The sequence below is a fragment of the Billgrantia campisalis genome, assembly GCF_022341425.1.
GTDB classification, from domain to species: Bacteria; Pseudomonadota; Gammaproteobacteria; order Pseudomonadales; family Halomonadaceae; genus Halomonas; species Halomonas campisalis.
Window position 1 is genome coordinate 109792 of record NZ_JABFUC010000002.1, and the last position, 22147, is coordinate 131938.

The window sequence follows — 22147 nt, forward strand, 5'->3', positions numbered from 1 at the left end:
ATGAGGTGAAGCACGGCACCTGCGAGACAACAACGTCACTAGCCTAGCAACGGCGGCGCGGCTCGCGCCAGCTCAACTTTCCGCCGCACGCGGCTGCCTGTCAACGCAAAACCGATCAAACGTTCGTCTTGTGCTTCGGCGTAGGCCACCAGATCACGCCCCTCGCCCTCGACCCGCCAGCGCGCCGGGGGGCGCGTCGGAGGCAGCGCCACCACCGGCAGCAGCGGGGTCTTGACCAGCACCGGCCAGGCGCCGTAGCTCACCTCGGTGGGCTGGCCCGACAGGGTGGCGGCCAGGGCCTTGGCGCTGGCCTGCAGCGGCTGCACGTACATGGCGTTGATGCCCGCCACGCAGGCCGCATCGCCCAGGGCATAGATGCCCGGCGCCGACGTGGCCAGGGTGCGGTCGACACGGATGCCGGCGGCATCGGCGGCCAGGCCCGCGGCCTTTGCCAGCTCGATACGCGGACGCAGGCCGGTGGCCGCCAGCACCAGATCGGCGCCGAGCCGGCTGCCGTCGTTCAGCGCCACGACGACCTCGTCGCCGGCCCCGTCGAGCCCCTCCAGGCCGCGCCTCAGATGCAGCGCCATGCCCGCCTCGAGGAAGGCCTCACCCAGGGCATGGCCCAGCGGCTCGGGGAGCAGCCGCGGCAGCGGGGCGGCTTCCGGCGCCACCAGGCTGACCGCGTGGCCGCCGGCGACCAGGTCGTTGGCGAATTCGCAGCCCACCAGCCCGGCGCCGATGATTACCACCCGCGCCGGGCGACCCAGCCCCTGCAGCACGGCGTGGAAGCGCCGGTAGTCATCCAGGTCGTTGATGCTGAACACCCGCTCGCGCACCGCCTCGGGGACGGCGAAGGGCAGCGTCGGCGCCGCCCCGGTGGCCAGCACCAGCTCGCTCCAGGGCAGGCGCTCCTCGCCGAGGCGCAGGGTGCGCGACACCGGGTCGATGGCCTCCACCCGGGTGTGGGTGCGCATCACCAGGTTCAGCTGTTCGGCCGCCTCCAGCGCCGGGCGCGCGGCCAGACGCGTCGGCGGCAGCCGCTTGGCAAAGCCGGTGGAGAGCAGCGGCTTGGCGTAGTCGTCGCCGCTGTCGGCGGTAATCAGGGTAATCGGGCGGTCACCGTCCTTGGCGCGCAGCTGGCGCGCCAGGCCCAGTCCCGCCATGCCGGAGCCGACGATTGTCAGGGGAGCGGCCATGGAACTCCTCTCATGCTGTGGGGGCCAGGCAAGCGCCGGCCGCCCCGGGGAACCGTGTCTGGGCCGCATGGTACACTATGCGCCCCGCGAACGACCTGGAGAGACACGGTGACCCGCAGATGCACGGCCCGCCCCGGGCCGCCTCCCCCGGCGACGCCCCGGCTGCTGCGCTGGCGACCGCTGGCGGCCGCCCAACCGCAGATGAGTCCTGACTGGTGGGCCTGGGTGGCCTCCCGCGACTCGCTCACCGCGCGGCTGATCGAGGCCGGCGCCGGGCGCACCTTCCGGGTGCGGCTGCTCGACCAGCGGCTGGGCCGCCCGCGCCCCGACGAGGCCCGGGCGCTGGGCCTGACCCCAGGGCGACTGGCCTGGCTGCGCGAGGTGGCGCTGTGCCTGGAGGGCCAGCCCTGGGTGGTGGCGCGCTCGGTGGCGCCGCTGGCCCAGCTGCGTGGAAGCCGCCTGGACCGCCTGGGCGAGCGCTCCCTGGGCAGCTGGCTGTTCCGCCAGCCGGACCTGGCGCGCAGTCCCATCGAGATCACTGCGGGCCCGGCGCCCTTCCATCCGGCACGCGGCCCCTGGGGACGGCGTTCGGTGTTCCGCCACGGGCGCTTCGCGGTGCTGGTCCAGGAGTTCTTCCTCGACGCCATGGCAGATGAACTGGGTCTGCCTTCACGTTAGGATGAGCGCCATCGACTGAGGAGGCTTCGATGGACCGTTCCGTGATGCACCCCACCGGCCTCGCCCGGATTCCCGACTTCCTGCATCTGATGCGGCTGGACCGCCCCATCGGCACCTGGCTGCTGATGTGGCCGACCCTGTGGGCGCTGTGGGTGGCCGCCCAGGGCCTGCCCGAACGCCGCCTGCTGCTGATCTTCATCGCCGGGGTCTACCTGATGCGGGCCGCCGGCTGCGTGGTCAACGACTATGCCGACCGCCACTTCGACGGCCACGTCAAGCGCACCCGGAACCGCCCGCTGGCCACCGGGCGCATCAGCGAGGGGGAGGCCCAGGCGCTGTTCTTGATGCTGGTGATGGCCGCCTTCGTGGTGGTGCTGTTCACCAACCTCTTCACCATCCTGCTGTCGCTGGTGGGCGTGGCGCTGGCCTTCATCTACCCCTTCATGAAGCGCTACACCCACCTGCCCCAGCTGTTCCTCGGCGCCGCCTTCTCCTGGGCGATTCCCATGGCCTTCGGCGCCGTGCTGGGCCATGTGCCGGTCGAGGCCTGGCTGCTGTTCGCCGCCAACCTGGCCTGGACGGTGGCCTACGATACCGAGTACGCCATGGTCGACCGCGACGACGACCTGAAGATCGGCATCAAGTCCACGGCGGTGCTGTTCGGCCGCGCCGACCGGCTGATGATCGGCCTGCTGCAGGGGATCACCCTGGGCCTGCTGGCCTGGACGGGGCTGCGCCTGGGCCTGGGCGGCTTCTTCTGGCTGGGCCTGGCGGCCATGGCGGCGACCTTCGTGCATCAGCAGTTTTTGATCCGCAGCCGCGACCGCGACCGCTGCTTCCAGGCCTTTCTCAACAACCACTGGTCGGGGCTGCTGATGTTCGCCGGCCTGGCGCTCGCCCTGTGGCCGGACTTGGGGGCCTGACGAGACGCGAAGGCTTGCCGCCAGATCAGCCCGAGCGGTGCTCGGTAGAAGGGCGCCACTGTCACGTCAATGTCATACTGTCATGCTGTGATCGTCATCGACCCGTTACTGATCATGAGGCTCCGGGATGACCGCCAAGACCGTTCTGATCGTCGATGATGAGGCGCCGATCCGCGAGATGATCGCCGTGGCGCTGGAGATGGCCGACTACAGCGTACTGGAAGCCGACAACGCCCAGGATGGCCATGCCATGGTGGTGGACCACCGCCCGGACCTGCTGCTGCTCGACTGGATGATGCCCGGCACCAGCGGCATCGAGTTGGCCCGGCGGCTCAAGCGCGAGGGGGCCACCCGCGAGATCCCGATCATCATGCTCACCGCCAAGAGCGAGGAGGACAACAAGATCCAGGGACTCGAGGCCGGGGCCGACGACTACATCACCAAGCCCTTTTCGCCGCGGGAGCTGGTGGCACGCCTCAAGGCGGTGCTGCGCCGCGCCACCCCCCAGGGCGTGGAAGACCCGGTGGCGGTCGAAGGGCTCGAGCTCGACCCGGTCAGCCATCGGGTCAGCGCCGACGGCCGCGCGCTTGAGATAGGTCCCACCGAGTACCGCCTGCTGCAGTTCTTCATGACCCACCAGGAGCGCGCCTATACGCGCAGCCAGCTGCTCGACCAGGTGTGGGGCGGCAATGTCTATGTGGAGGAGCGTACCGTGGACGTGCATATCCGCCGCCTGCGCAAGGCGCTGGGCGAGCGCCACCAGCACCTGGTACAGACCGTGCGCGGCACCGGCTACCGGTTCTCCACCAAGGGTTGACGTGACCCGCCCGTGGAGCCGTGAGCTGTGGCGCCTGGCCTGGCTGGCCGCCGCAGGCAGCCTGGTCGGCTGGCTCTTCTCGGCGCCGGCACCGGGCCTGGCCGCGGGGCTCGCCGCCTGCCTGCTCTACCATCTGCGCAAGCTCCACGCCCTGCACCGCTGGCTGACCCGCCACCCCCAGAGCGAGCCGCCCACGGCGGGCGGGCTATGGGGTGAGCTGTTCGACCGCCTGTACCGCTACCAGAAGGGCCAGCGCCACACCCAGAGCCGCCTGAGAACCGCCCTGCGCCGCATCCAGGAGTCCTCGGAGGCGATGCGCGACAGCGTGGTGATGCTCGACCAGCACGGCGACCTGGAGTGGTGGAACAGCGCCGCCGAGCGCATGCTGGGGCTCCAGGCGGCCCACGACCGCGGCCAGCACATCACCAACCTGGTGCGCGACCCGCGCTTCGTCGCCTACTTCAACGCCCGCGACTACCGCGAGCCGCTGACCCTGCCCTCGCCCATCGACGAGCGCATGATCCTGCAGTGCCAGATCACCCTCTACGGCGACGACGAGCGGCTGCTGATGGCCCGCGACATCACCCGCCTGCATCGCCTGGAGGAGATGCGTCGCGACTTCGTGGCCAACGTCTCCCATGAGCTGAGAACGCCGCTGACGGTGCTGGCCGGCTACCTGGAGACCTACGCCGACCATGCCGAGGCGCTGCCGTCGCGCCTGGCCCGGGGGCTCGGCCAGATGCAGGCGCAGACCACGCGTATGCAGAACCTGGTCAACGACCTGCTGCTGCTGTCACGGCTGGAGATCGACCAGAGCGGCGGCGATCACGCGCCGCTGGATGTCGGGGCACTGCTCGACAGCGTCCGCCGCGACGCCGAGGCGCTCTCCGGCGGCCGCCAGCGGATCACCCTGGAGGTCGACGCAACGCAGCGGCTGATCGGCAGCGAGCAGGAGATCCGCAGTGCCGCCTCCAACCTGGCCTTCAACGCCGTGCGCTACGCCGGCGAGGGCCGCCACATCGTGCTGCGCTGGAGGCCCCACCCCGAGGGCGCCTGCCTGGAAGTCGAGGATGACGGCGAGGGCATCGACCCCGCGCATCTCCCTCGGCTCACCGAGCGCTTCTACCGGGTCGACAAGGGGCGCAGCACCGCCACCGGTGGCACCGGCCTGGGGCTTGCCATCGTCAAGCACGTGCTGCTGCGCCACGATGCCCGGCTGGAGATCGCCTCCCAGCCGGGACAGGGGGCACGCTTTCGCGGGGTATTCCCTTCTGGACGGCTAGTCGCGGACGGCTAGTCGCTCCCACTCAATGATCGTGGTGGTGGGCGTCGGCGTCGGCGCTGCCTTCGCCGGCGCTCTGCACCCGCACCTCCACCACGATCTCGCCGCGCTCGGCGAATTCCAGGGTCAGCGGAAAGCGGTCGCCTTCCTTGAGCGGGGCCACCAGGTTGATCAGCATCAGGTGGTAGCCGCCGCCGGGGCGCATGGTCTGGATGATGCCACCGGGCACCTCGATCTGCGCCACCTGACGCATGCGCATCACGCCGTCTTCCATGGCCATATCGTGAAGCTCCACCGACTCGCTGGCCGGCGTGCTGGCGCCGACCAGCACGGCCGACTCGTCGCCCTCCACGGTGATATCCAGGTAGGCCGCCCCGTGGGGCACGGTCGGCGGGGCCGGGGTGGCGAAGGGGTGGGCGATGCGCACGTCGCCGAGCCGGTACTCATGGTGGGCGAGGGCCGGCGTGGCCAGCAGCAGGCCGGCGGCCAGCATCAGGGAAGTGGTCAGGCGCATGGGCAAGTTCCTTGTCATACCTTGGGAAAACCGATATCCACAGGGATGATAGCAGTTTCCCGCGTTGATCCGCCGCGCAACGGCCGCGCCCCTTACCCCTTGCGCGACAGGGTGTTCTCGTCGAGCTCGTCCGGGTCCATATGGCGGATATCCAGCCCCTTGACCAGGTAGATGACGTACTCGGCCAGGTTGTCGGCGTGATCGCCGACCCGCTCCAGGGCACGCAGGATCCACATCACGCTGAGCACCGGACCGATGGCACGGCTGTCCTCCATCATGAAGGTCATCAGCGAACGCATGGCGCTGCCGTACTCGTCGTCCACCGACTCGTCCTCGTGAACCACCTGCAGCGCCAGCTCGGTGTCGAAGCGGGCGAAGGCGGTCAGCGCATCGCGCAGCATCTTGCGCACGTGCTCGCTGATATGGCGCACTTCGACCAGGCCGCGCACCTGGGTGCCGTTCTCGATCAGGGAGAGGGCGTTGCGGGCGATCTTGCTGGCTTCGTCGCCGATGCGCTCCAGGTCGGCGGTGGCGCGAATCACCGCCAGCACCAGGCGCAGGTCGGAGGCCGCCGGCTGGCGGCGCGCCAATACCCGGGTGCACTCGTCGTCGATGGTGAGCTGCATCTCGTTGACCGCGCGGTCGTTGTCGCGGACCTTCTCGGCGAGCCGGCTGTCGCCGTCGATCAGCGCCTTGACCGCTTCCTGGATCTGCTGCTCGACCAGGCCGCCCATGGTCATCAGCTGGGTCTTGAGCTCCTCCAGTTCCTGGTTGAACTGACGCGAGATATGCTGGCTATGGGTGTCGCTGGTGATATCCATCGGACTCTCCTCGGGCCAAAGGCCGGTCAGGCCATGCGGCCGGTGATGTAGTTCTCGGTGCGCGCCAGGCGCGGATTGGTGAAGACATCATCGGTGGGGCCGTACTCCACCAGCTCACCCTCGTGCAGGAAGGCGGTGTAGTCCGAGACCCGCGCCGCCTGCTGCATGTTGTGGGTGACCAGCACCAGGGTCAGCTGCGACTTCAGGCTTCTGATCAGCTCTTCGATCTTGAGCGTCGAGATCGGGTCGAGCGCCGAGGCCGGCTCGTCGAGCAGCAGCACCTCGGGGCGCACCGCCAGGGTGCGGGCGATCACCAGGCGCTGCTGCTGGCCGCCGGAGAGCGACCAGGCCGAGGCGCGCAGGCGGTCCTTGACCTCATCCCACAGCGCCGCGGCGTTGAGCGCCCACTCGACGATGTCGTCCAGGCGACGCCGCGACAGGCCGCCCCGCAGGCGCAGCCCGAAGGCGACGTTCTCGTAGATCGACATGGGAAAGGGGTTGGGTGCCTGGAACACCATTCCCACCCGGCGGCGCAGCTCATCCACGGCCACCTCGGGGGCGTGAATATCCTGCCCCTCGAGGCGAATCGAGCCCCGCCAGCTGACCGCTTCGTTGAGGTCGTGGAGCCGGTTGAGCGCGCGCAGCAGGGTCGACTTGCCGCAGCCCGAAGGGCCGATGAAGGCCGTCACCCGCTGCCGGGGAATGCGCAGCGTCAGCTCGCGCAGGGCCGGCTTGCCGGCGTAGGCCAGGGTCAGGTTCTCGATCTCCAGGCTGCTGGCCTCGGGCGAGACGTCGATGATCGGCCCCGCCGGCCGCCGGGATACCGGCATGGTCTGGAATGGCTGCACGGACATCGCTCGGCTGGCTCCTCCTCAATGGCGCGGCAGCGCCCCGTGACGCGCCCTGAGATGATGGCGCATGAATATGGCAGTCAGGTTAAGCACCAGCACCACCAGCACCAGCAGCAGCGCCGTGGCGTAGACCACCGGCATGGCCGCCTGGACATCGTCGCCGTGAAAGGCGGTGTCGTAGAGGTGATAGCCCAGGTGCATGAACTTGCGATCAAGATGCAGGAAGGGGAATTCCCCGTCCACCGGCACCTGGGGGGCCAGCTTGGCCACCCCCACCAGCATCAGTGGGGCCACCTCGCCGGCGGCCCGGGCGATGGCCAGGATGACCCCGGTGAGCATCGCCGGCACCGCCATGGGCAGCACCACCCGCGCCAGCATCTCCAGCCGGGTGGCGCCCAGCGCCAGCGCCCCTTCGCGCTGATGCACGGGAATCCGCGCCAGCCCCTCTTCGGTGGCCACGATCACCACCGGCAGGGTCAGCAGCGCCAGGGTCAGCGACGCCCAGAGCAGCCCACCGGTGCCGAAGGTCGGCGAGGGCAGCTGCTCGTCGAAGAACCACTCGTCCAGCGAGCCGCCGATGCCGTAGACGAACACCCCCAGCCCGAACACGCCGTAGACGATGGAGGGCACCCCGGCCAGGTTGCGCACCGCGATGCGCACCCAGCGAGTCAGCCGCCCCTGGTGGGCAACCTCGTTGAGGTAGACCGCCGCCAGCACCCCGAAGGGCGTGACCACCACCGACATCAGCAGCACCATCAGCACGGTGCCGAAGATCGCCGGCCACACGCCGCCGGCGGTGTTGGCGGCGCGCGGCCCCTCGGAGAGAAAGCGCCACAGCCCCCGTGACCAGGCGCCGAGCTTTTCCGGCAGCGACATGGCATTGGGTCGCCAGGCGCGCAGCACCTCGTCCAGCGGCTGGACCAGGCGGCGCCCGTCGACGCTCTCGAGGATCGCCACTTCGCCCTGCATGGCGGCGGCCAGCACCCTAGCGCGGGCATTGGCCTGGGCCAGTTCGCGCCGGGCGGCGCGGTCTTCGGGGTCCGCCTCCAGCTGGCGAACCAGCGGCAGGATCACCCCCCGGCGCAGCGTCTCGCGCTCGGCGCGCAGCGCCTCGAGCGCGTCCAGGCGCGAGCCGAGCGCCGCCCACGCCTCCGGCTCGTCTGCCGCAGCAGCGGCTGCCGCCGCTTGCACGCGGTCGGCCGGGACCACCGCCACCAGCCGGCCGATGAAGTCGCCAAAGCGGCGACGCTCCAACACCACCAGCTCGGGCGGGCGTTCGCTGGCCGCGATACGCTCCACCGCCAGCCAGTGCCACACCTGGCCGTCCAGGTCGCGATTGCCGGTGAAATAGAGCCGCTCGCGCCCCTCGCCCTCCGGCAGCGGCAGCTCGCGTACCGCGCGGCCGGCCAGCTGCCGGCCGTCGTCGAGCTCGAGCAGGCTCACCGAGGCGGGCCAGAAATGGCCCAGGCCGCTAACCGCAATCAGCGTCAGCAGCCCACCCAGCAGCAGCAGCGACAGCGCCACGCTGCCGGCGGCCAGCCAGGCCCAGGGGCCCTCGCCACGCGGCAGACGAGCGCGCCGGGCCCCGGATCGGACAGCACGGCTCATGCGCCGCCTCCCAGCCGCCGGTAGCGCCGCCGCAGGCGGTCCCGGACCGCTTCCGCCAGGGTATTGACCAGGAAGGTGAACAGGAACAGCAGCAGGGCAGCCAGCATCAGCAGCCGATAGGGGTCGCTGCCGGGCACCGCCTCGGGCAGCTCGATGGCGATGCCGGCGGCCATGGAGCGCATGCCCTCCAGCGGGCTAAGGCTCATCAGTGCGGTGTTGCCGCTGGCCATCAGCACGATCATGGTCTCGCCCACCGCACGCCCGGCGCCGATCATCACCGCGGCGAAGATCCCCGGCGCCGCCGTCGGCAGCACCACCTTCCACAGCGTCTGCCAGCGCGACGCCCCCAGCGCCTGGGCGCCCTCGCCGAGACTCGCCGGCACCCCGGAGAGGGCGTCCTCGGCCAGGGCATAGACGCTGGGCATCACCGCGAAGCCCATGGCCAGGCCGACGATCAGCGCATTGCGGCTGGCGTAGTCGAGCCCCAGTTCGCGATCCAGCCAGCCGCGCAGGTCGCCGGCGAACCACCCCGCCTCGAGCGCCGGCGCCAGGGTCAGGGCGGCCAGCCCCAGCAGCGCCAGCCAGGGCACCAGCCACAGACCGGCCCAGGCGAGCGGCAGGCGTCGGCGCAGCGGCGTCGGCAGGCAGCGCCACAGTCCGCCGGCCAGCAGCGCCCCCGGCGGCAGCACCAGCAGCAGTGCCAGGGCGCCGGCCAGGTGGCGCTCCACCCAGGGGGCCAGCACCAGCCCCGCCACGAAACCGATCACCACCCCGGGCAGCGCCTCCATCAGCTCCAGGGTCGGCTTGAGGCGGCTGCGCAGCCGCTGGGACATGAAGGCCGCCGAGTGGATGGCGGCCCCCAGGGCCAGGGGAATGGCGAACACCAGCGCCCAGAAGGCCGCCTTGAGGGTGCCCCAGGCCAGGGGCGTGAGCGAGGCGACGACCTGCTCACGGCTCAGGCTGCCACTGAGCAGCGCCGGCAGTACCTCCAGCGCCAGGAAGGCGCCAATGGCCAGCAGGGCGACGATCACACCGATACCGCCGGCGGCGATCAGGCCGGTGGCCAGGCGGTCGACCACCCGTCGCCACGGCGAGCGGGACGACGGCGGCGCGGGAGGAGGTGCGATCATGGTCGATAGGGTACGCCACTTTGATGACACTTGAGTGACAGCCTCACGGTGCCATCGCCCCGAGCCCCAGGCGGCGACGCTGGTCCGCGATCATCTCCTCGGACAGGGCGACGAAGCCCAGCTCCGCCACCGTGGCCTGGCCCTGGGCCGAGAGCACCAGGTCGAGGAAGGCGCGTTCGGGCCCCGGCAGCGTCTCGCCAGGGGGCAGATTGAGGTAGAGATACAGCGAGCGCGCCAACGGATAGTCGCCGCGCCGCACCGGCGCGACCTCCGGCAGCTGGCGCCGGCCCTGTTCATCCACCAGGGCCAGCGGCTTGACGCCGGGAGTCAGGTGATTGAGCCCGGCATAGCCGATGGCCTCGCGGCTCTCGGTGACCGCCGCCACCACCGCGGCCGAGCCGGGGTGCTCGTTGAGCCGGGGCCGGTACTCGCCGACGCACAGTGCCCGCTGACGAAAGAGGCCGTAGCTGCCCGAGGCCAGGTTGCGACCGTGCAGCGCGATGCGTCCGACCGGCGCCTCGAGCCCCAGCTGCTCCCAGCGGGTGATCGCCGCCTCGGCCCCGCAGCGGCGGGTGCGCGAGAAGATCGCATCGACCTGGGCCAGGGTCAGCGCCTCCAGCGGATGATGGCGATGCACCACCACCGCCAGGGCGTCCCGCGCCACCTCCACCGCCAGCGGCGGATAGCCGCGTCGGGCCACGAAGGCCCCGCGCTCGGCCTCGGTCATCGGCCGCGACATGGGGCCCAGGCGGGTGGTACCGGCGGTCAGCGCCGGCGGCGCACTGGCCGAGCCGCTGACCTGCAGCTGCAGGCGAATCCCGGGGTGGCGGTCGCTGAGCTGTTCGCCCCAGCGCAGCATCAGCCCCGCCAGGGTGTCGGAGCCCAGCGCCCCCAGGGTGCCCACCGGCTCCTCGGCGCGGGCACCGACCGCCTGGAGCGACAGCAGCCAGGCCAGCGCCAGGGCGCCGATCAGCGCCCAGCCGCCGTGCCGGCGGCGCAATCGAATCATCCGCATGCCATTGACACCTCAGCAAGAGACACCGGCACTGGAGCCGGGGCGACCTTGGCGTATAAGATGGCCACGAACCGACCGCGCTGCATTGCAATATGTACGGCCGACCGCAACGTCCATCGACAACAACAAGCCGAGCTTACGATATTCCATGACCGATCTCGACGATGTGCCCGCCCCCCAGGGCCAACTGACCCTCAAGCTGCTGGCCACCCGCCAGGACACCAACCTCTACGGCGACATCCCCGGCGGCTGGCTGGTCAGCCACATGGACCAGGCCGCGGAGCTGGCCGCCGGCCGCGAGGCCCACGGCCGCAACGCCACCGTGGCCATCGAAACCATGGACTTCCTGTGCCCGGTGCGGGTGGGGTCGATGGTCCATATCTACACCGCGGTGCGCGAGATCGGCCATAGCTCGGTGAAGATCGACGTAGAGGTGTGGATCCGCCCGCCCCACGACCGGGGCGAGGAGCTCAACAAGGTCACCGAGGCCCGCTTCGTGATGGTGGCGCTGGACGACAACGGCCGCATCCGCGGGGTGCGCCAGGGCTGAGCCACCCGCTGGCCGCTCCCCACGACGACAAAGGGCGCCCCGCGGCGCCCTTGTCGATCATGCGGATGGGGATCACGCTCCTACATGATCCCGCCCCTTGAGATAAGAATACTCGCCGATATCGCTGAACGGCCGCACCAGCTTCTGGAACGCCAGGTAGGACTCGTAGACCTTGGCCGAGTCGGGGTCGCGTTCGACCTGCGCCTGGATGACCTTCTGGGAGGAGTCGAAGAGCGCTTCCATGACGTCGTCCGGGAAGGTGCGCAGCTGCACGCCGTGCTCGTCGACCAGGGTCTCCAGGGCCTGGGCGTTGCGGTAGGCGAACTCGCTGATCATGCCCAGGTTGGACGCCTTGGCCGCCTCGCGCACCACGTCCTTGAGATCGTCGGGCAGGGCGTTCCAGGCGTCCAGGTTAACGGTGCCTTCCAGCACCGCAGTGGGCTCGTTCCATACCGAGGTGTAGTAGTAGTCGGCCACCTGATACAGGCCGAAGGCCATGTCGTTGTAGGGGCCCACCCAGTCGGCGGCATCCAGCACGCCGGTTTGCATGGAGGTGAAGATCTCACCGCCGGGCATGTTCACCGTGGTCACGCCGATGCCGTTCATGGCCTCGCCGGCAAGCCCCGGCAGGCGCAGGCGGATGCCCTGCATGTCGGCCAGCGAGTGGATCTCCTTCTTGAACCAGCCGGCCATCTGCGCCCCGGTGTTACCCACGGCGAAGGGCTTGAGGTTGTGCTTGGCGTAGATCTCGTCCCACAGTTCCTGGCCGCCACCGTGGTAGAGCCAGGCATTCTTTTCGGTGGTGTTCATGCCGAAGGGCACGGCGGTGAAGAACTGCGAGGCGGCCACCTTGCCGCGCCAGTAGTAGGCGGCGGAGTGGCCCATCTCGGCGGTGCCGGCGGCGACGGCATCGAAGACCTCCATGGCAGGCACCAGCTCGCCGGCGCCGTGCACGCGCACCCGCATGCGGCCGTTGGAGAGTTGTTCGATGCGCCGCGCGAAATCGTTGGCACCGGTGCCCAGGGCAGGGAAGTTGGTCGGCCAGGAAGTGACCATGTTCCAGGTGATGGTCTCCTGGGCCTGGGCGGTGGAAACGAAAGGCGCGGCGGCGACGCCGGCGGCGGTGACGCCGGCGGTCTTGAGGAAGTGGCGACGTTGCATAACGGGCATGACTCCAGGGTGATTATTCTGGCCTGCGCTCTGCATGGCGCAGTGTGTCCACCCTGGAGTATGCGTCAGTGACGATTTTGGCAACAAGTCAGGCTTTTGACGTAGACGTCAACGGGACGCGTCACAATGGCGTCAGCTTGGCAAACCCCAACACCAGCCACTTGTCACCCTCGCCCTCGAAGCTCACCTGCACCCGGGCCCGCTGCCCCTCGCCCTCGGCATTGAGGATCACCCCCTCGCCGAACACCGGGTGGCTGACGCGCTGGCCCAGGCTCAGGCTCGGCAGGTCACCGCCGGGGGCGACCGAGGTCTGCCGCGACAGCCCCACGGCGGGCCGGGTGGCAGTCACCGGGCGCGAGATCTGGCCGCGCAGGCGCACCTCCTCGAGGAACTCCTCGGGCAGCTCGCGCAGGAAACGCGACGGTCGCTGGAAGGTCTCCTTGCCGTGCAGCCGGCGGATCTCGGCGTAGGTGAGATAGAGCTTGCGCATGGCGCGTGTCAGGCCCACATAGCAGAGCCGGCGCTCCTCCTCGAGGCGGCCGGGCTCTTCCAGCGACATGCGATGGGGAAAGAGCCCCTCCTCCACGCCGGCCACGAAGACCACCGGAAACTCCAGCCCCTTGGCCGAGTGCAGGGTCATCAACTGAACGCAGTCCTCGAATTCATCGGCCTCGTGGTCCCCGGCGTTGAGCGCCGCCTCGGCCAGGAAGGCTTCCAGGGCCGCTCCCCCCTCGCCCGCCTCGGGCGGGTCCAGGGCCTCGCCCTGGGTGAAGGCGCGGGCGGCGTTGACCAGCTCCTCGAGGTTCTCGACACGCATCTCGCCCTTGGCCTGGCTGCCCTTCTCGCCCTTCTCGCTGCGGTGGTGCTCGATCAACCCCGATACCGTCAGCACGTGCTCGATGATCTCGTGCAGCGCCATGCCGGCCGTCTCGTTGTCGAGACGCTCGACCAGGTCGGCGAAGGCCGTGAGCGCCGTGGCCGCGCGTCCCTTCAGCGACCCGTCGGCCAGGCCGTCGTGCAGCGCCTGCCACAGCGATACTTCGGCATGGCGCGCCCGATCGCGGAGCAGCTCCACGGTGCGGGTGCCGATGCCGCGGGCCGGCACGTTGATGATCCGCTCCAGGGAGGCGTCGTCGTCGCGATTGAGCAACAGCCGCAGGTAGGCCAGGGCGTTCTTGATCTCGAGTCGCTCATAGAAGCGCTGGCCGCCGTAGATGCGGTAGGGCACCCCCTGACGGATCAGGCTCTCCTCCAGCACCCGCGACTGGGCGTTGGAGCGGTAGAGGATGGCGATCTCGCGGCGGGCAAAGCCCTCGTCGACCCTCTCCCTGAGGGTATCGACGATATAGCGCGCCTCGTCCAGGTCGTTGAAGCCGGCATACACCGAGATCGGCTCGCCGCGGGCCCCGGCCGTCCACAGCTCCTTGCCCATGCGCTCGGTATTGTGGCGAATCAGGGCGTTGGCCGCCTCGAGAATGGCGCTGGTGGAGCGGTAGTTCTGCTCCAGGCGCACGGTCTTGGTATCGGGAAACTCCCGCTCGAAGCGGCGGATGTTCTCGATCCGGGCGCCGCGCCAGCCGTAGATCGACTGGTCGTCGTCGCCGACCACGGTCATCGGCGTGGTCATCCCGGAGAGCAGCTTGAGCCAGGCGTACTGCAGGGTGTTGGTGTCCTGGAACTCGTCGACCAGCACGTGGGCGAAACGCTCTTGATAGTGGGCGAGCAGCGCGGGGTTGTCGCGCAACAGCTCGAGGCTTCTGAGCAGCAGCTCGCCGAAGTCGACCAGCCCGCCGCGCTCGCAGGTGAGCTGGTAGCGCTCGTACAGCTCGACCATCTGGCCCATGTAGGCGTCACCGTGGGCGTCGACCTGGTGGGGGCGCAGCCCCTCCTCCTTGCAGCCGGAGATGAACGACTGCACCTGACGCGGTGGGAAGCGCTCGTCGTCGATGCGGTGGTCCTTGAGCAGGCGCTTGACCAGCCGCAGCTGGTCGTCGCTGTCGATGATCTGGAAGTGCTGAGGCAGGCGGGCGTCCTGCCAGTGGGTGCGCAACAGCCGGTGGGCAATGGAGTGGAAGGTGCCCACCCAGACGTTGCGCAGCGAGAGACCCAGCAGCGCCTCCAGGCGGGTACGCATCTCCCGGGCCGCCTTGTTGGTGAAGGTCACGGCGAGCACCGCATAGGGCGAGAGCCCCTCGGCGCGCATCAGCCAGGCGATGCGATGCACCAGCACCCGGGTCTTGCCGGAGCCGGCCCCGGCCAGCACCAGCATATTGCCCTGGGGAGCGCTCACCGCCTCGTGCTGGGCCGGGTTCAACTGATCGAGAATCGCCGTGACGTCATCCATGGGGAAAGCATCGCTGCTCGGAAAATGGGCGAATAGCTTAGCACAGGGGCGAGGGGCGAGGGGCGAGGGGCGAGGGGCGAGGGGCGAGGGGCGAGGGGCGAGGGGCGAGGGGCGAGGGGCGAGGGGCGAGGGGCGAGGGGCGAGGGGCGAAGCAGTGTAATGAGCCCCCGAGGCGAGCTACAACGGGGTTCCTTGTAGCTCGCTCCTTGTAGCTTGTAGCTGGCCGAAGGCCTAGGGCTTGCCGTCCTGCTCCGGGAAGCGCAGCGGATTGAGGCTCTTCTTGACGGCCTTGAGCTGCTCGGCGAGCTTGGGCCCGCGGGTCTTGGCCACGCCCACGGCGAGCACGTCGACCAGCACCAGGTGGGCGATGCGCGAGCTCATCGGCGTATAGATCTCGGTGTCCTCGTGGACATCGATATACAGCGGCAGGGTCACCTCCTCGGCCAGCGGCGAGCCGCTCGGGCATAGCCCGATCACCGTGGCGCCGGCCTCGCGGGCCAGGCGCACGCTGGCCACCAGCGCCCGCGTGCGCCCGGTCTGGGAGATGGCCACCACCACGTCGCCCTCCTTCAGCGTCACCGCCGACATGTTCTGCATGTGCGGGTCGGCGTAGGCGGCAGTGGAGATCTGCAGGCGGAAGAACTTGTGCTGGGCGTCGTAGGCCACCGCGCCGGAGGCGCCGAAGCCGTAGAACTCGACCCGATTGGCCATCGCCAGGGCGTTGATCGCCCGGCCCAGGGCATCGTTGTCGAGCCGGTCGCGCACCGACAGCAAGGTGCCCACGGTGGAGTCGAAGATGCTCTGGGAGAACTCGGCGACGGAGTCGTCGTCGTTCATCGAGAACTGGGCGAACTGGCTGCCCGAGGCCAGCATCTGCGCCAGCTTGAGCTTGAAGTCCTGGAAGCCGTTGCAGCCCAGCGCCCGGCAGAAGCGCACCACGGTGGGCTCGCTGACCTTGGCCTCGGTGGCCAGGTCGACGATGCGCATGTGGATCACCTCCTCGGGGTTACGCAGCACATAGCGCGCCACCTTCTGCTCGGAGCGGCGGAAGTGCTCCATGCGGCGTCTCATCTCATCGAACAGGGCGCGGCTCACGCTGAACTCCTTAGCTGACCATCGATTCTCGTCTTGACCCGAGACAGTATGCCCCATCACGACCCCGCTATGGGAGTTTCGGCGACGCAGCGTAGAATGACCCACTTCGTCATCATTCTGTCAAGTGGGGTATAGTAAGAAGGGTAAGAAAAAGAAGAGAGCATCACGAAGGGAGAGTCGATCATGCGTAATGTCGAACGCCTATCCTCCGTCAAGAGCGAACTTCTCGACATCTTCATGAGCATGAACGTCGCCGAGCACGAGCAGCGTTCTCGCAGTGCCGCCCAGCGCAACCTGCGCGCGCGCCGCGGCATCGAACTGCACCAGGAGTTCAAGCAGCTCGAGCGGGACATCGCCGATCTCGACGACGAGACACATTGACGTCGGCCGCCCGCAGGCGGCCGACTGATCATGCGAGACCCACCTGGCCCCATCTTCGGGGCCACGCACCCGTCGCGCCCTTGAGTCTCCGGCGCGACGGGGCATGGGGCGTTACCCCAGCAAGCTGTTGATGAACACCACCAGCATGCCCAGCGGGGCGATATAGCGCGCCACCACCGACCACAGCTGCTCGGTGCCCCCGGCAAGGTTGAGCTCGCTGGCCACGCTCTTGCGATCCAGCACCCAGGCCACGAAGACGATGGCCCCGAGGCCGGTCAGCGGCAGCAGGAACTTGCTGGTGAAGGTGTCCAGCAGGTCGAAGACGTTGAGCCCGAACAGGATCGGCACGTCCCAGACGTTGAACGACATCAGTGCCGCAATCCCCAGTGCCCAGACCGCTACGCCGCCGGCCACGGTGGCCACTACGCGGGTCAGCGGGGTGCGCTCCTCGACGAACTCCACCACCGGCTCGAGCAGCGAGATGGCCGAGGTCAGGGCGGCGAAGGTCAGCAGCAGGAAGAACATCAGGCCGAGGATCATGCCACCGGTCATGTTGCCGAAGGCCAGCGGCAGGGTGACGAAGATCAGCCCCGGCCCTTCGCCGGCACTCAGGCCGTTGGCGAAGACGATGGGGAAGATCGCCAGACCGGCCAGCAGGGCGATACCGGTATCCAGGATGATCACCGTGCGGGCGGTACCCAGCAGCTTGACGTCCTCACCCAGGTAGGAACCGTAGGCCATCATGATGCCCATGCCCAGCGACAGGGTGAAGAAGGCCTGGCCCATGGCGGCCAGCACCACGCCACCGGTCAGGGCGCTCCAGTCGGGGCGGAACATGAAGGCCAGGGCCTCGCCGAAGTGGCCGGTGGTCATGCCGTAGCCGACCAGCACCAGCATCAGCATCAGCACCACCAGCGCCGGCATCATGGTGCGCACCGCGCCTTCCAGACCCTTGGTCACGCCCTGGGCGACGATCCAGATCACCAGCGCCATGAAGGCGGTGTGCCACATCAGCAGCAGGCCGGGGCTGGAGAGCAGGCCACTGAAGATGGCGCCGACGCCATCGGCATCCTGGCCGGTGAAGGCGCCGGTCACCGAGTTGAGCGTATAGGAGAGCGACCAGCCGCCGATCACGCTATAGAAGGAGAGAATCAGGAAGGCCGCCAGCACCCCGCTGACCCCCACCAGTGCCCAGGCCTTGGTCTGCCCGCGCTTATGCGCCAGCTCCGACATGGCGTTGATGGGGTTCTTCTGGCCGCGGCGACCGATCAGCCACTCGGCGACCAGCACCGGCAGGCCCACCACCGCCACGCAGGCCAGGTAGACCAGCACGAAGGCGGCGCCGCCGTTGTCGCCGACCATGTAGGAGAAGCGCCAGATATTACCCAGCCCGACCGCGGAACCGGCCGCGGCGAGCACAAAGGTCATCTTCGACGACCACTGGGCGTGGACGAGTTTTGACATGAATCACCTGTTGTTGTGTATCTGGTTGTTGATGTGCCCTAGAGCAAAAAACAGAGTAATAACCGATAGGTTTTTGCCCAGAAGACGGCAAATCTATCCGATCATACGCTTGGTGGCCAGCCGGGCGACCAATGATTTTGGCACTTCCCGTCGCCCGGGGAAGGTAAGCGTCAAGAAAACCATACAGCTTCAGAACAGCGACGCCTGCCGCTCGCCGGCGAAGTCGCCCAGCGGCGCCAGGCCGCAGGCTGTTATCAGCCGACCATGGAGATGTCGCGCCAGTTCCGGGGCCTGGCGATTATCGGCGGTATGCACAAATAGGAAAGGGGTTATCCCCTGTTTTATCCACAAGGCGAGGCGCTCGATCCAGGGACTGAAATAGGCATCGTTGAGGCTCGGATCGAGGTGGCCGATGTAGCGGATCAGCGGGTTGGATCCCGTGGAAATCACGTGTAACGGGCGTTTCGGCTTTTCTCGCTGGGCCTGGATCAAGCCGGGATGGCCGTTGGCCGGGGTGGCAAAAAGCGGCCGCACGTCGAGCATGACCCGGTTGGCCCCGTGACTTATCAACAATCGGTTGAAGGCGACTTCGTCACTGCCCTTGTGGAAAAACGCCGGGTGGCGAGGCTCCACGGCGCAGGGAAGCCCCGCCGGCCAGCGCGCCAGCAGGACCGCCAGCCGCGGCAATTCGGCAGGGCCGAAATCCCGCGGCAGCTGCACCATCAGCGGCCCCAGGCGATCCCGCAGTGGGGCCAGGGCATCGACGAAGGCCTCGAACTCGGCCTCGATGTCCAGCAGGCGCCGTCGGTGGGTCAGCGCACCCGGCAGCTTGAAGCAGAAGCGAAACCCGGGCGGGGCCCGTTGTGCCCAGGCCGCCACCGTCTCGGCTTTCGGCGCACCGCTGTAGAAGGTGGTATTGCCCTCCACCGCGCTGAACACCCGGGCATACTCCTCGAGACCGCCGCCATGGGGCGGATAGAGACTGCCGCGCCACTCGGCGTTGGCCCACATGGGCAGGCCGAGAAACAGGCGCGGCGCGGCATCAGGCGGCGTCACTCCACCGTCACGCTCTTGGCCAGGTTGCGCGGCTGATCCACATCGGTGCCCTTGAGCACCGCCACGTGGTAGCTGAGCAGCTGCAGCGGCAGGGTGTAGAGGATCGGCGCCAGCGCCTCGTGGACATGGGGCAGGCGCAGCACATGAATGCCCGCTTCTTCTTCGAGCCCCACCTGCTCGTCGGCGAACACGAAGAGCTCACCGCCACGCGCCCTGACCTCCTGCAGGTTGGACTTGAGCTTGTCGAGCAGCTCATCGTTGGGCGCCACCGAGATCACCGGCATCTCGCTGTCCACCAGCGCCAGGGGGCCGTGCTTGAGCTCACCGGCGGGGTACGCCTCGGCGTGAATATAGGAGATCTCCTTGAGCTTGAGCGCCCCCTCCAGGGCGATGGGGTAGTGCGCCCCGCGGCCCAGGAAGAGGGCGTGATGCTTCTCGGCGAAGGCCGCGGAGAGTGCCTCGATCTCGCCGTCCAGTTCCAGCACCCGCGCCACCAGCCCCGGCAGCGCGCGCAGGGCGGTCACCAGCTCGACCTGCACCCCCTCGTCGAGCCCGTTGATGCGCCCCAGCGCCAGGGTCAGCAGCATCAGCGCGGTGAGCTGGGTGGTGAAGGCCTTGGTGGAGGCCACGCCGATCTCGGGGCCCGCCTGGGTCATCAGGGTCAGGTCGGACTCCCGCACCAGGGAGCTGCCCGGCACGTTGCAAATCGCCAGGCTGGCCAGATAGCCGCGCTCGCGGGCGTAGCGCAGCGCGGCCAGGGTGTCGGCGGTCTCGCCGGACTGGGAGAGCGTCACGAAGAGGGTATCCTCCGGCACCACCACTTGGCGGTAGCGATACTCCGAGGCGACCTCCACCTGCACCGGCACCCCGGCATAGCGCTCCAGCCAGTAGCGCGCCACCATGCCGGCATGGTAGCTGGTGCCGCAGGCGACGATATGGATCTGGCGCACCCGCGCGAACAGCGCCTCGGCATCGGGCCCGAAGCTCTCGACCAGGGCGCTGCGCTCACCGAGCCGCCCCTCCAGGGCGGCGGCGATCACCGCCGGCTGCTCGTGAATCTCCTTGAGCATGAAGTGGCGGTAGTCGCCCTTGCTGGCCGCGCCGTCGCCGTGCTCGAAGGTCTGCACCTCACGCGTAACGGGGGCGCCGGCGGCATCGAACACCTCGACCCGGCCCGCCGCGGAGAGCCGCACCACGTCGCCCTCCTGCAGGTAGCTGAAGCGGTCGGTGACCTGCAGCAGCGCCAGCGGGTCGGAGCCCAGGAAGGCCTCGTCGATCCCCACGCCCACCACCAGCGGGCTGCCCTTGCGGGCGCCGACGATCACGCCGGGCTCGTCGGCGTGGATCACCGCCAGGGCATAGGCGCCATCGAGCCGGGCCAGCACCGCCTGGACCGCGCCGCGCAGGTCGCCGGCGTCGCGGTACTCCCGTGCCACCAGGTGGGCGATCACCTCGGTATCGGTCTCGGAGGTGAAAACGTAGCCCGCCGCCTCGAGCTCGCGGCGCAGCTGCTCGTGGTTCTCGATGATGCCGTTGTGCACCACCGCCAGCCGCTCGCCGGACTGATGCGGGTGGGCGTTGGCCTCGCTGGGCCTACCGTGGGTGGCCCAGCGGGTATGGGCGATGCCGGACTGGCCGGCCAGGGGGGCCTCTTCTAGCCGCGCTTCCAGCGCGGCCACCTTGCCCGCCGCCCGGCAGCGCTGCAGCGCCCCCTGGGGCGACAGCACGGCCATGCCGGCCGAGTCATAGCCGCGATACTCCAGCCGCTTGAGCCCCTCGAGCAGGATGCCCTGCACCTTGCGCTGGGCAACGGCGCCAACGATTCCACACATCTGCTATCTCCTCGCGAAGCCCGGGGTCAGCGTTCGGTTGTCTTGGTGGGACGCGGCCAGTCGGCCTTGCTGAGCTGGCGACCGCGCGACACCGCCAGGGCGTGGTCGGGCACGTCCTTGCTGATGGTCGACCCCGCCCCCACGGTGGCGCCCTGGCCGACGCTCAGTGGCGCCACCAGGGCGGTATTGGAGCCGATGAAGGCGCCGTCGCCGATCTCGGTACGGTGCTTGTTGGCCCCATCGTAGTTGCAGGTGATGGTGCCGGCGCCGACGTTGACGTCGCGCCCCAGGCGGGCGTCACCCACATAGCTTAGATGGTTGATCTTGCTGCCCTCGCCCACCTCGACGTTCTTGGTCTCGACGAAGTTGCCCACCTTGGCACCCACCGCCAGGCGCGAACCGGGCCGCAGCCGGGCGAAGGGCCCGATCCGGTTGCGGCCGGCCACCACGGCGCCATCGATGACGCTGTGGGCCTCGATCACCGTCTCGGCGCCGATATGGCTGTCGCGGATCACGCAGTAGGGCCCGATGCGCACCCCCTCGCCCAGCTCCACCTCGCCCTCGAACACGCAGCCCACGTCGATCTCCACGTCGTGGCCGCAGTTCAGCCGGCCGCGCACGTCGACACGGGCCGGATCGAGCAGCGCCACGCCCTCGCTCATCAGCCGCTCGGCCTGCTCGGCCTGGAAGGCACGCTCGAGCCGCGCCATCTGGGCGCGGTTGTTGACCCCTTCGACCTCCAGCGCCCTGGCCGGCTGAGCGGTGGCGATGGCCACCCCTTCGGCGGCGGCCATGGCGATCACGTCGGTCAGGTAGTACTCGCCCTGGGCGTTGTCGGCGGAGAGCTGGGGCAGCCAGCGGCGCAGCTGATCGGCGGTCATGGCCATGATGCCGGTGTTGCACTCGCGCACCTGGCGCTCATGCTCGCTGGCATCCTTGTGCTCGACGATCGCCACCGCCTCGCCCGCTGCGTTGCGCAGGATGCGGCCGTAGCCGCTGGGGTCGTCGAGGGTCACGGTGAGCAGCGCCATGCGCCGCTCGTCGACCTCGGCCAGCAACGCCTCGAGGGTCTGGCGGCGGATCAGCGGCACATCGCCATAGAGCACCAGCACCCTGCCGGTGCCCAGCGCCTCCAGGGTCTGGGCCACCGCGTGGCCGGTGCCCTTCTGTTCGGCCTGCAGGGCGAAGTGGACCGCGCAATCATCGAGGGCCTGACGAACCCGATCGGCGCCGTGGCCAACCACCACATGGGTCCGGTCGGCATCGAGGCCGCGGGCAGTATCGATCACATGACGCACCATCGGCTTGCCGGCCAGCGGGTGCAGCACCTTGGGAAGCGTCGAGCGCATGCGCGTGCCCTGCCCGGCCGCCAGTATCACCACATCGAGGCTCATCATGACTCCTTGTGCCTGGTTTG

At 69.1% G+C, this 22147-nt stretch carries 20 protein-coding genes; 6 read left to right on the plus strand and 14 right to left on the minus strand.

The genetic code is table 11. From position 1 onward, the window contains the following. Nucleotides 1–38 precede the first annotated feature (38 nt). The gene (locus tag HOP52_RS02495) at nucleotides 39–1199 is read right to left on the minus strand and encodes an FAD-dependent oxidoreductase (protein WP_238975656.1); all 1161 of its coding nucleotides are present in this window, start codon (nucleotides 1197–1199) and stop codon (nucleotides 39–41) included. Between the two features lie 108 nt (nucleotides 1200–1307). Between HOP52_RS02495 and HOP52_RS02500 the strand changes: the two genes are divergently transcribed. The 4 genes from HOP52_RS02500 to phoR all read left to right on the plus strand — a co-directional run bounded on the left by HOP52_RS02500 (nucleotide 1308) and on the right by phoR (nucleotide 4914). Then, complete coding sequence (locus HOP52_RS02500; protein ID WP_238975658.1) at nucleotides 1308–1877, plus strand: chorismate--pyruvate lyase family protein; 570 nt, start codon at nucleotides 1308–1310, stop codon at nucleotides 1875–1877. A gap of 29 nt (nucleotides 1878–1906) precedes the next feature. After that, complete coding sequence (gene ubiA, locus HOP52_RS02505) at nucleotides 1907–2800, plus strand: 4-hydroxybenzoate octaprenyltransferase (RefSeq protein ID WP_238975659.1); 894 nt, start codon at nucleotides 1907–1909, stop codon at nucleotides 2798–2800. Nucleotides 2801–2927: 127 nt separating this feature from the next. Next, nucleotides 2928–3617, plus strand: a complete 690-nt coding sequence (gene phoB / locus HOP52_RS02510; RefSeq protein WP_238975661.1) for a phosphate regulon transcriptional regulator PhoB — start codon at nucleotides 2928–2930, stop codon at nucleotides 3615–3617. Nucleotide 3618: 1 nt separating this feature from the next. Continuing rightward, the gene (gene phoR / locus HOP52_RS02515) at nucleotides 3619–4914 is read left to right on the plus strand and encodes a phosphate regulon sensor histidine kinase PhoR (protein WP_238975663.1); all 1296 of its coding nucleotides are present in this window, start codon (nucleotides 3619–3621) and stop codon (nucleotides 4912–4914) included. Nucleotides 4915–4924: 10 nt separating this feature from the next. Here the strand turns inward: phoR and HOP52_RS02520 are convergent, their stop codons facing one another. The 6 genes from HOP52_RS02520 to HOP52_RS02545 all read right to left on the minus strand — a co-directional run bounded on the left by HOP52_RS02520 (nucleotide 4925) and on the right by HOP52_RS02545 (nucleotide 10832). Beyond that, nucleotides 4925–5413, minus strand: a complete 489-nt coding sequence (locus HOP52_RS02520; RefSeq protein WP_238975665.1) for a copper chaperone PCu(A)C — start codon at nucleotides 5411–5413, stop codon at nucleotides 4925–4927. Nucleotides 5414–5505: 92 nt separating this feature from the next. After that, the gene (gene phoU, locus HOP52_RS02525; RefSeq protein WP_238975667.1) at nucleotides 5506–6234 is read right to left on the minus strand and encodes a phosphate signaling complex protein PhoU; all 729 of its coding nucleotides are present in this window, start codon (nucleotides 6232–6234) and stop codon (nucleotides 5506–5508) included. Nucleotides 6235–6260: 26 nt separating this feature from the next. Further along, nucleotides 6261–7064, minus strand: a complete 804-nt coding sequence (gene pstB / locus HOP52_RS02530) for a phosphate ABC transporter ATP-binding protein PstB (protein WP_422677681.1) — start codon at nucleotides 7062–7064, stop codon at nucleotides 6261–6263. Nucleotides 7065–7106: 42 nt separating this feature from the next. After that, on the minus strand, nucleotides 7107–8693 hold the full coding sequence (pstA, locus tag HOP52_RS02535) for a phosphate ABC transporter permease PstA (RefSeq protein ID WP_238975672.1): 1587 nt from the start codon (nucleotides 8691–8693) through the stop codon (nucleotides 7107–7109). Continuing rightward, nucleotides 8690–9823 carry an ABC transporter permease subunit gene (locus HOP52_RS02540; RefSeq protein ID WP_238975674.1) on the minus strand — a complete coding sequence of 378 codons (1134 nt, stop codon included), beginning with the start codon at nucleotides 9821–9823 and terminating at the stop codon, nucleotides 8690–8692. Before HOP52_RS02540 ends, pstA begins: the two co-directional genes overlap by 4 nt. A gap of 43 nt (nucleotides 9824–9866) precedes the next feature. Further along, nucleotides 9867–10832, minus strand: a complete 966-nt coding sequence (locus HOP52_RS02545) for a PstS family phosphate ABC transporter substrate-binding protein (protein ID WP_422677682.1) — start codon at nucleotides 10830–10832, stop codon at nucleotides 9867–9869. A 154-nt stretch (nucleotides 10833–10986) separates the two neighbouring features. Here HOP52_RS02545 and HOP52_RS02550 point away from each other — a divergent pair, with 154 nt between their 5' ends. Then, nucleotides 10987–11388, plus strand: a complete 402-nt coding sequence (locus HOP52_RS02550) for an acyl-CoA thioesterase (RefSeq protein ID WP_238975679.1) — start codon at nucleotides 10987–10989, stop codon at nucleotides 11386–11388. Between the two features lie 72 nt (nucleotides 11389–11460). Here the strand turns inward: HOP52_RS02550 and HOP52_RS02555 are convergent, their stop codons facing one another. The 3 genes from HOP52_RS02555 to hexR all read right to left on the minus strand — a co-directional run bounded on the left by HOP52_RS02555 (nucleotide 11461) and on the right by hexR (nucleotide 15997). Beyond that, the gene (locus tag HOP52_RS02555) at nucleotides 11461–12549 is read right to left on the minus strand and encodes a TRAP transporter substrate-binding protein (RefSeq protein WP_238975680.1); all 1089 of its coding nucleotides are present in this window, start codon (nucleotides 12547–12549) and stop codon (nucleotides 11461–11463) included. A gap of 130 nt (nucleotides 12550–12679) precedes the next feature. Next, the gene (uvrD, locus tag HOP52_RS02560; RefSeq protein ID WP_238975682.1) at nucleotides 12680–14902 is read right to left on the minus strand and encodes a DNA helicase II; all 2223 of its coding nucleotides are present in this window, start codon (nucleotides 14900–14902) and stop codon (nucleotides 12680–12682) included. 231 nt (nucleotides 14903–15133) lie between these two features. Then, a complete protein-coding gene (hexR, locus tag HOP52_RS02565; protein ID WP_238975684.1) occupies nucleotides 15134–15997 on the minus strand; it encodes a transcriptional regulator HexR in 864 nt (287 codons plus the stop codon). A gap of 183 nt (nucleotides 15998–16180) precedes the next feature. Between hexR and HOP52_RS02570 the strand changes: the two genes are divergently transcribed. Then, nucleotides 16181–16378 carry a PA3496 family putative envelope integrity protein gene (locus HOP52_RS02570; protein ID WP_238975686.1) on the plus strand — a complete coding sequence of 66 codons (198 nt, stop codon included), beginning with the start codon at nucleotides 16181–16183 and terminating at the stop codon, nucleotides 16376–16378. A gap of 111 nt (nucleotides 16379–16489) precedes the next feature. On the opposite strand, the gene HOP52_RS02575 is transcribed toward HOP52_RS02570, so the two are convergent. The 4 genes from HOP52_RS02575 to glmU form a co-directional block, all read right to left on the minus strand. After that, the gene (locus HOP52_RS02575) at nucleotides 16490–17842 is read right to left on the minus strand and encodes a sodium-dependent transporter (RefSeq protein WP_238975687.1); all 1353 of its coding nucleotides are present in this window, start codon (nucleotides 17840–17842) and stop codon (nucleotides 16490–16492) included. A 189-nt stretch (nucleotides 17843–18031) separates the two neighbouring features. After that, nucleotides 18032–18853, minus strand: coding sequence for a DUF72 domain-containing protein (locus tag HOP52_RS02580; RefSeq protein ID WP_238975967.1), 822 nt, complete (start codon nucleotides 18851–18853; stop codon nucleotides 18032–18034). Between the two features lie 41 nt (nucleotides 18854–18894). Next, nucleotides 18895–20730 (minus strand): glutamine--fructose-6-phosphate transaminase (isomerizing), encoded by a 1836-nt coding sequence (gene glmS, locus HOP52_RS02585; protein WP_238975690.1) that lies wholly within the window; start codon nucleotides 20728–20730, stop codon nucleotides 18895–18897. A 26-nt stretch (nucleotides 20731–20756) separates the two neighbouring features. Continuing rightward, entirely contained in the window at nucleotides 20757–22124 is a 1368-nt protein-coding gene (gene glmU / locus HOP52_RS02590) for a bifunctional UDP-N-acetylglucosamine diphosphorylase/glucosamine-1-phosphate N-acetyltransferase GlmU (RefSeq protein WP_238975692.1), read from the minus strand. Nucleotides 22125–22147 lie beyond the last annotated feature (23 nt).

Excerpts from the sequence above, each read along its gene's own strand:
- HOP52_RS02495 (WP_238975656.1), bottom strand. The coding sequence starts at position 1,199 with ATGGCCGCTCCCCTGACAATCGTCGGCTCCGGCATGGCGGGACTGGGC.
- ubiA (WP_238975659.1), top strand. The coding sequence starts at position 1,907 with ATGGACCGTTCCGTGATGCACCCCACCGGCCTCGCCCGGATTCCCGAC.
- phoB (WP_238975661.1), top strand. The coding sequence starts at position 2,928 with ATGACCGCCAAGACCGTTCTGATCGTCGATGATGAGGCGCCGATCCGC.
- HOP52_RS02520 (WP_238975665.1), bottom strand. The coding sequence starts at position 5,413 with ATGCGCCTGACCACTTCCCTGATGCTGGCCGCCGGCCTGCTGCTGGCC.
- phoU (WP_238975667.1), bottom strand. The coding sequence starts at position 6,234 with ATGGATATCACCAGCGACACCCATAGCCAGCATATCTCGCGTCAGTTC.
- pstB (WP_422677681.1), bottom strand. The coding sequence starts at position 7,064 with ATGCCGGTATCCCGGCGGCCGGCGGGGCCGATCATCGACGTCTCGCCC.
- pstA (WP_238975672.1), bottom strand. The coding sequence starts at position 8,693 with ATGAGCCGTGCTGTCCGATCCGGGGCCCGGCGCGCTCGTCTGCCGCGT.
- HOP52_RS02540 (WP_238975674.1), bottom strand. The coding sequence starts at position 9,823 with ATGATCGCACCTCCTCCCGCGCCGCCGTCGTCCCGCTCGCCGTGGCGA.
- HOP52_RS02545 (WP_422677682.1), bottom strand. The coding sequence starts at position 10,832 with ATGATTCGATTGCGCCGCCGGCACGGCGGCTGGGCGCTGATCGGCGCC.
- HOP52_RS02550 (WP_238975679.1), top strand. The coding sequence starts at position 10,987 with ATGACCGATCTCGACGATGTGCCCGCCCCCCAGGGCCAACTGACCCTC.
- HOP52_RS02555 (WP_238975680.1), bottom strand. The coding sequence starts at position 12,549 with ATGCAACGTCGCCACTTCCTCAAGACCGCCGGCGTCACCGCCGCCGGC.
- uvrD (WP_238975682.1), bottom strand. The coding sequence starts at position 14,902 with ATGGATGACGTCACGGCGATTCTCGATCAGTTGAACCCGGCCCAGCAC.
- HOP52_RS02570 (WP_238975686.1), top strand. The coding sequence starts at position 16,181 with ATGCGTAATGTCGAACGCCTATCCTCCGTCAAGAGCGAACTTCTCGAC.
- HOP52_RS02575 (WP_238975687.1), bottom strand. The coding sequence starts at position 17,842 with ATGTCAAAACTCGTCCACGCCCAGTGGTCGTCGAAGATGACCTTTGTG.
- HOP52_RS02580 (WP_238975967.1), bottom strand. The coding sequence starts at position 18,853 with ATGTGGGCCAACGCCGAGTGGCGCGGCAGTCTCTATCCGCCCCATGGC.
- glmS (WP_238975690.1), bottom strand. The coding sequence starts at position 20,730 with ATGTGTGGAATCGTTGGCGCCGTTGCCCAGCGCAAGGTGCAGGGCATC.
- glmU (WP_238975692.1), bottom strand. The coding sequence starts at position 22,124 with ATGAGCCTCGATGTGGTGATACTGGCGGCCGGGCAGGGCACGCGCATG.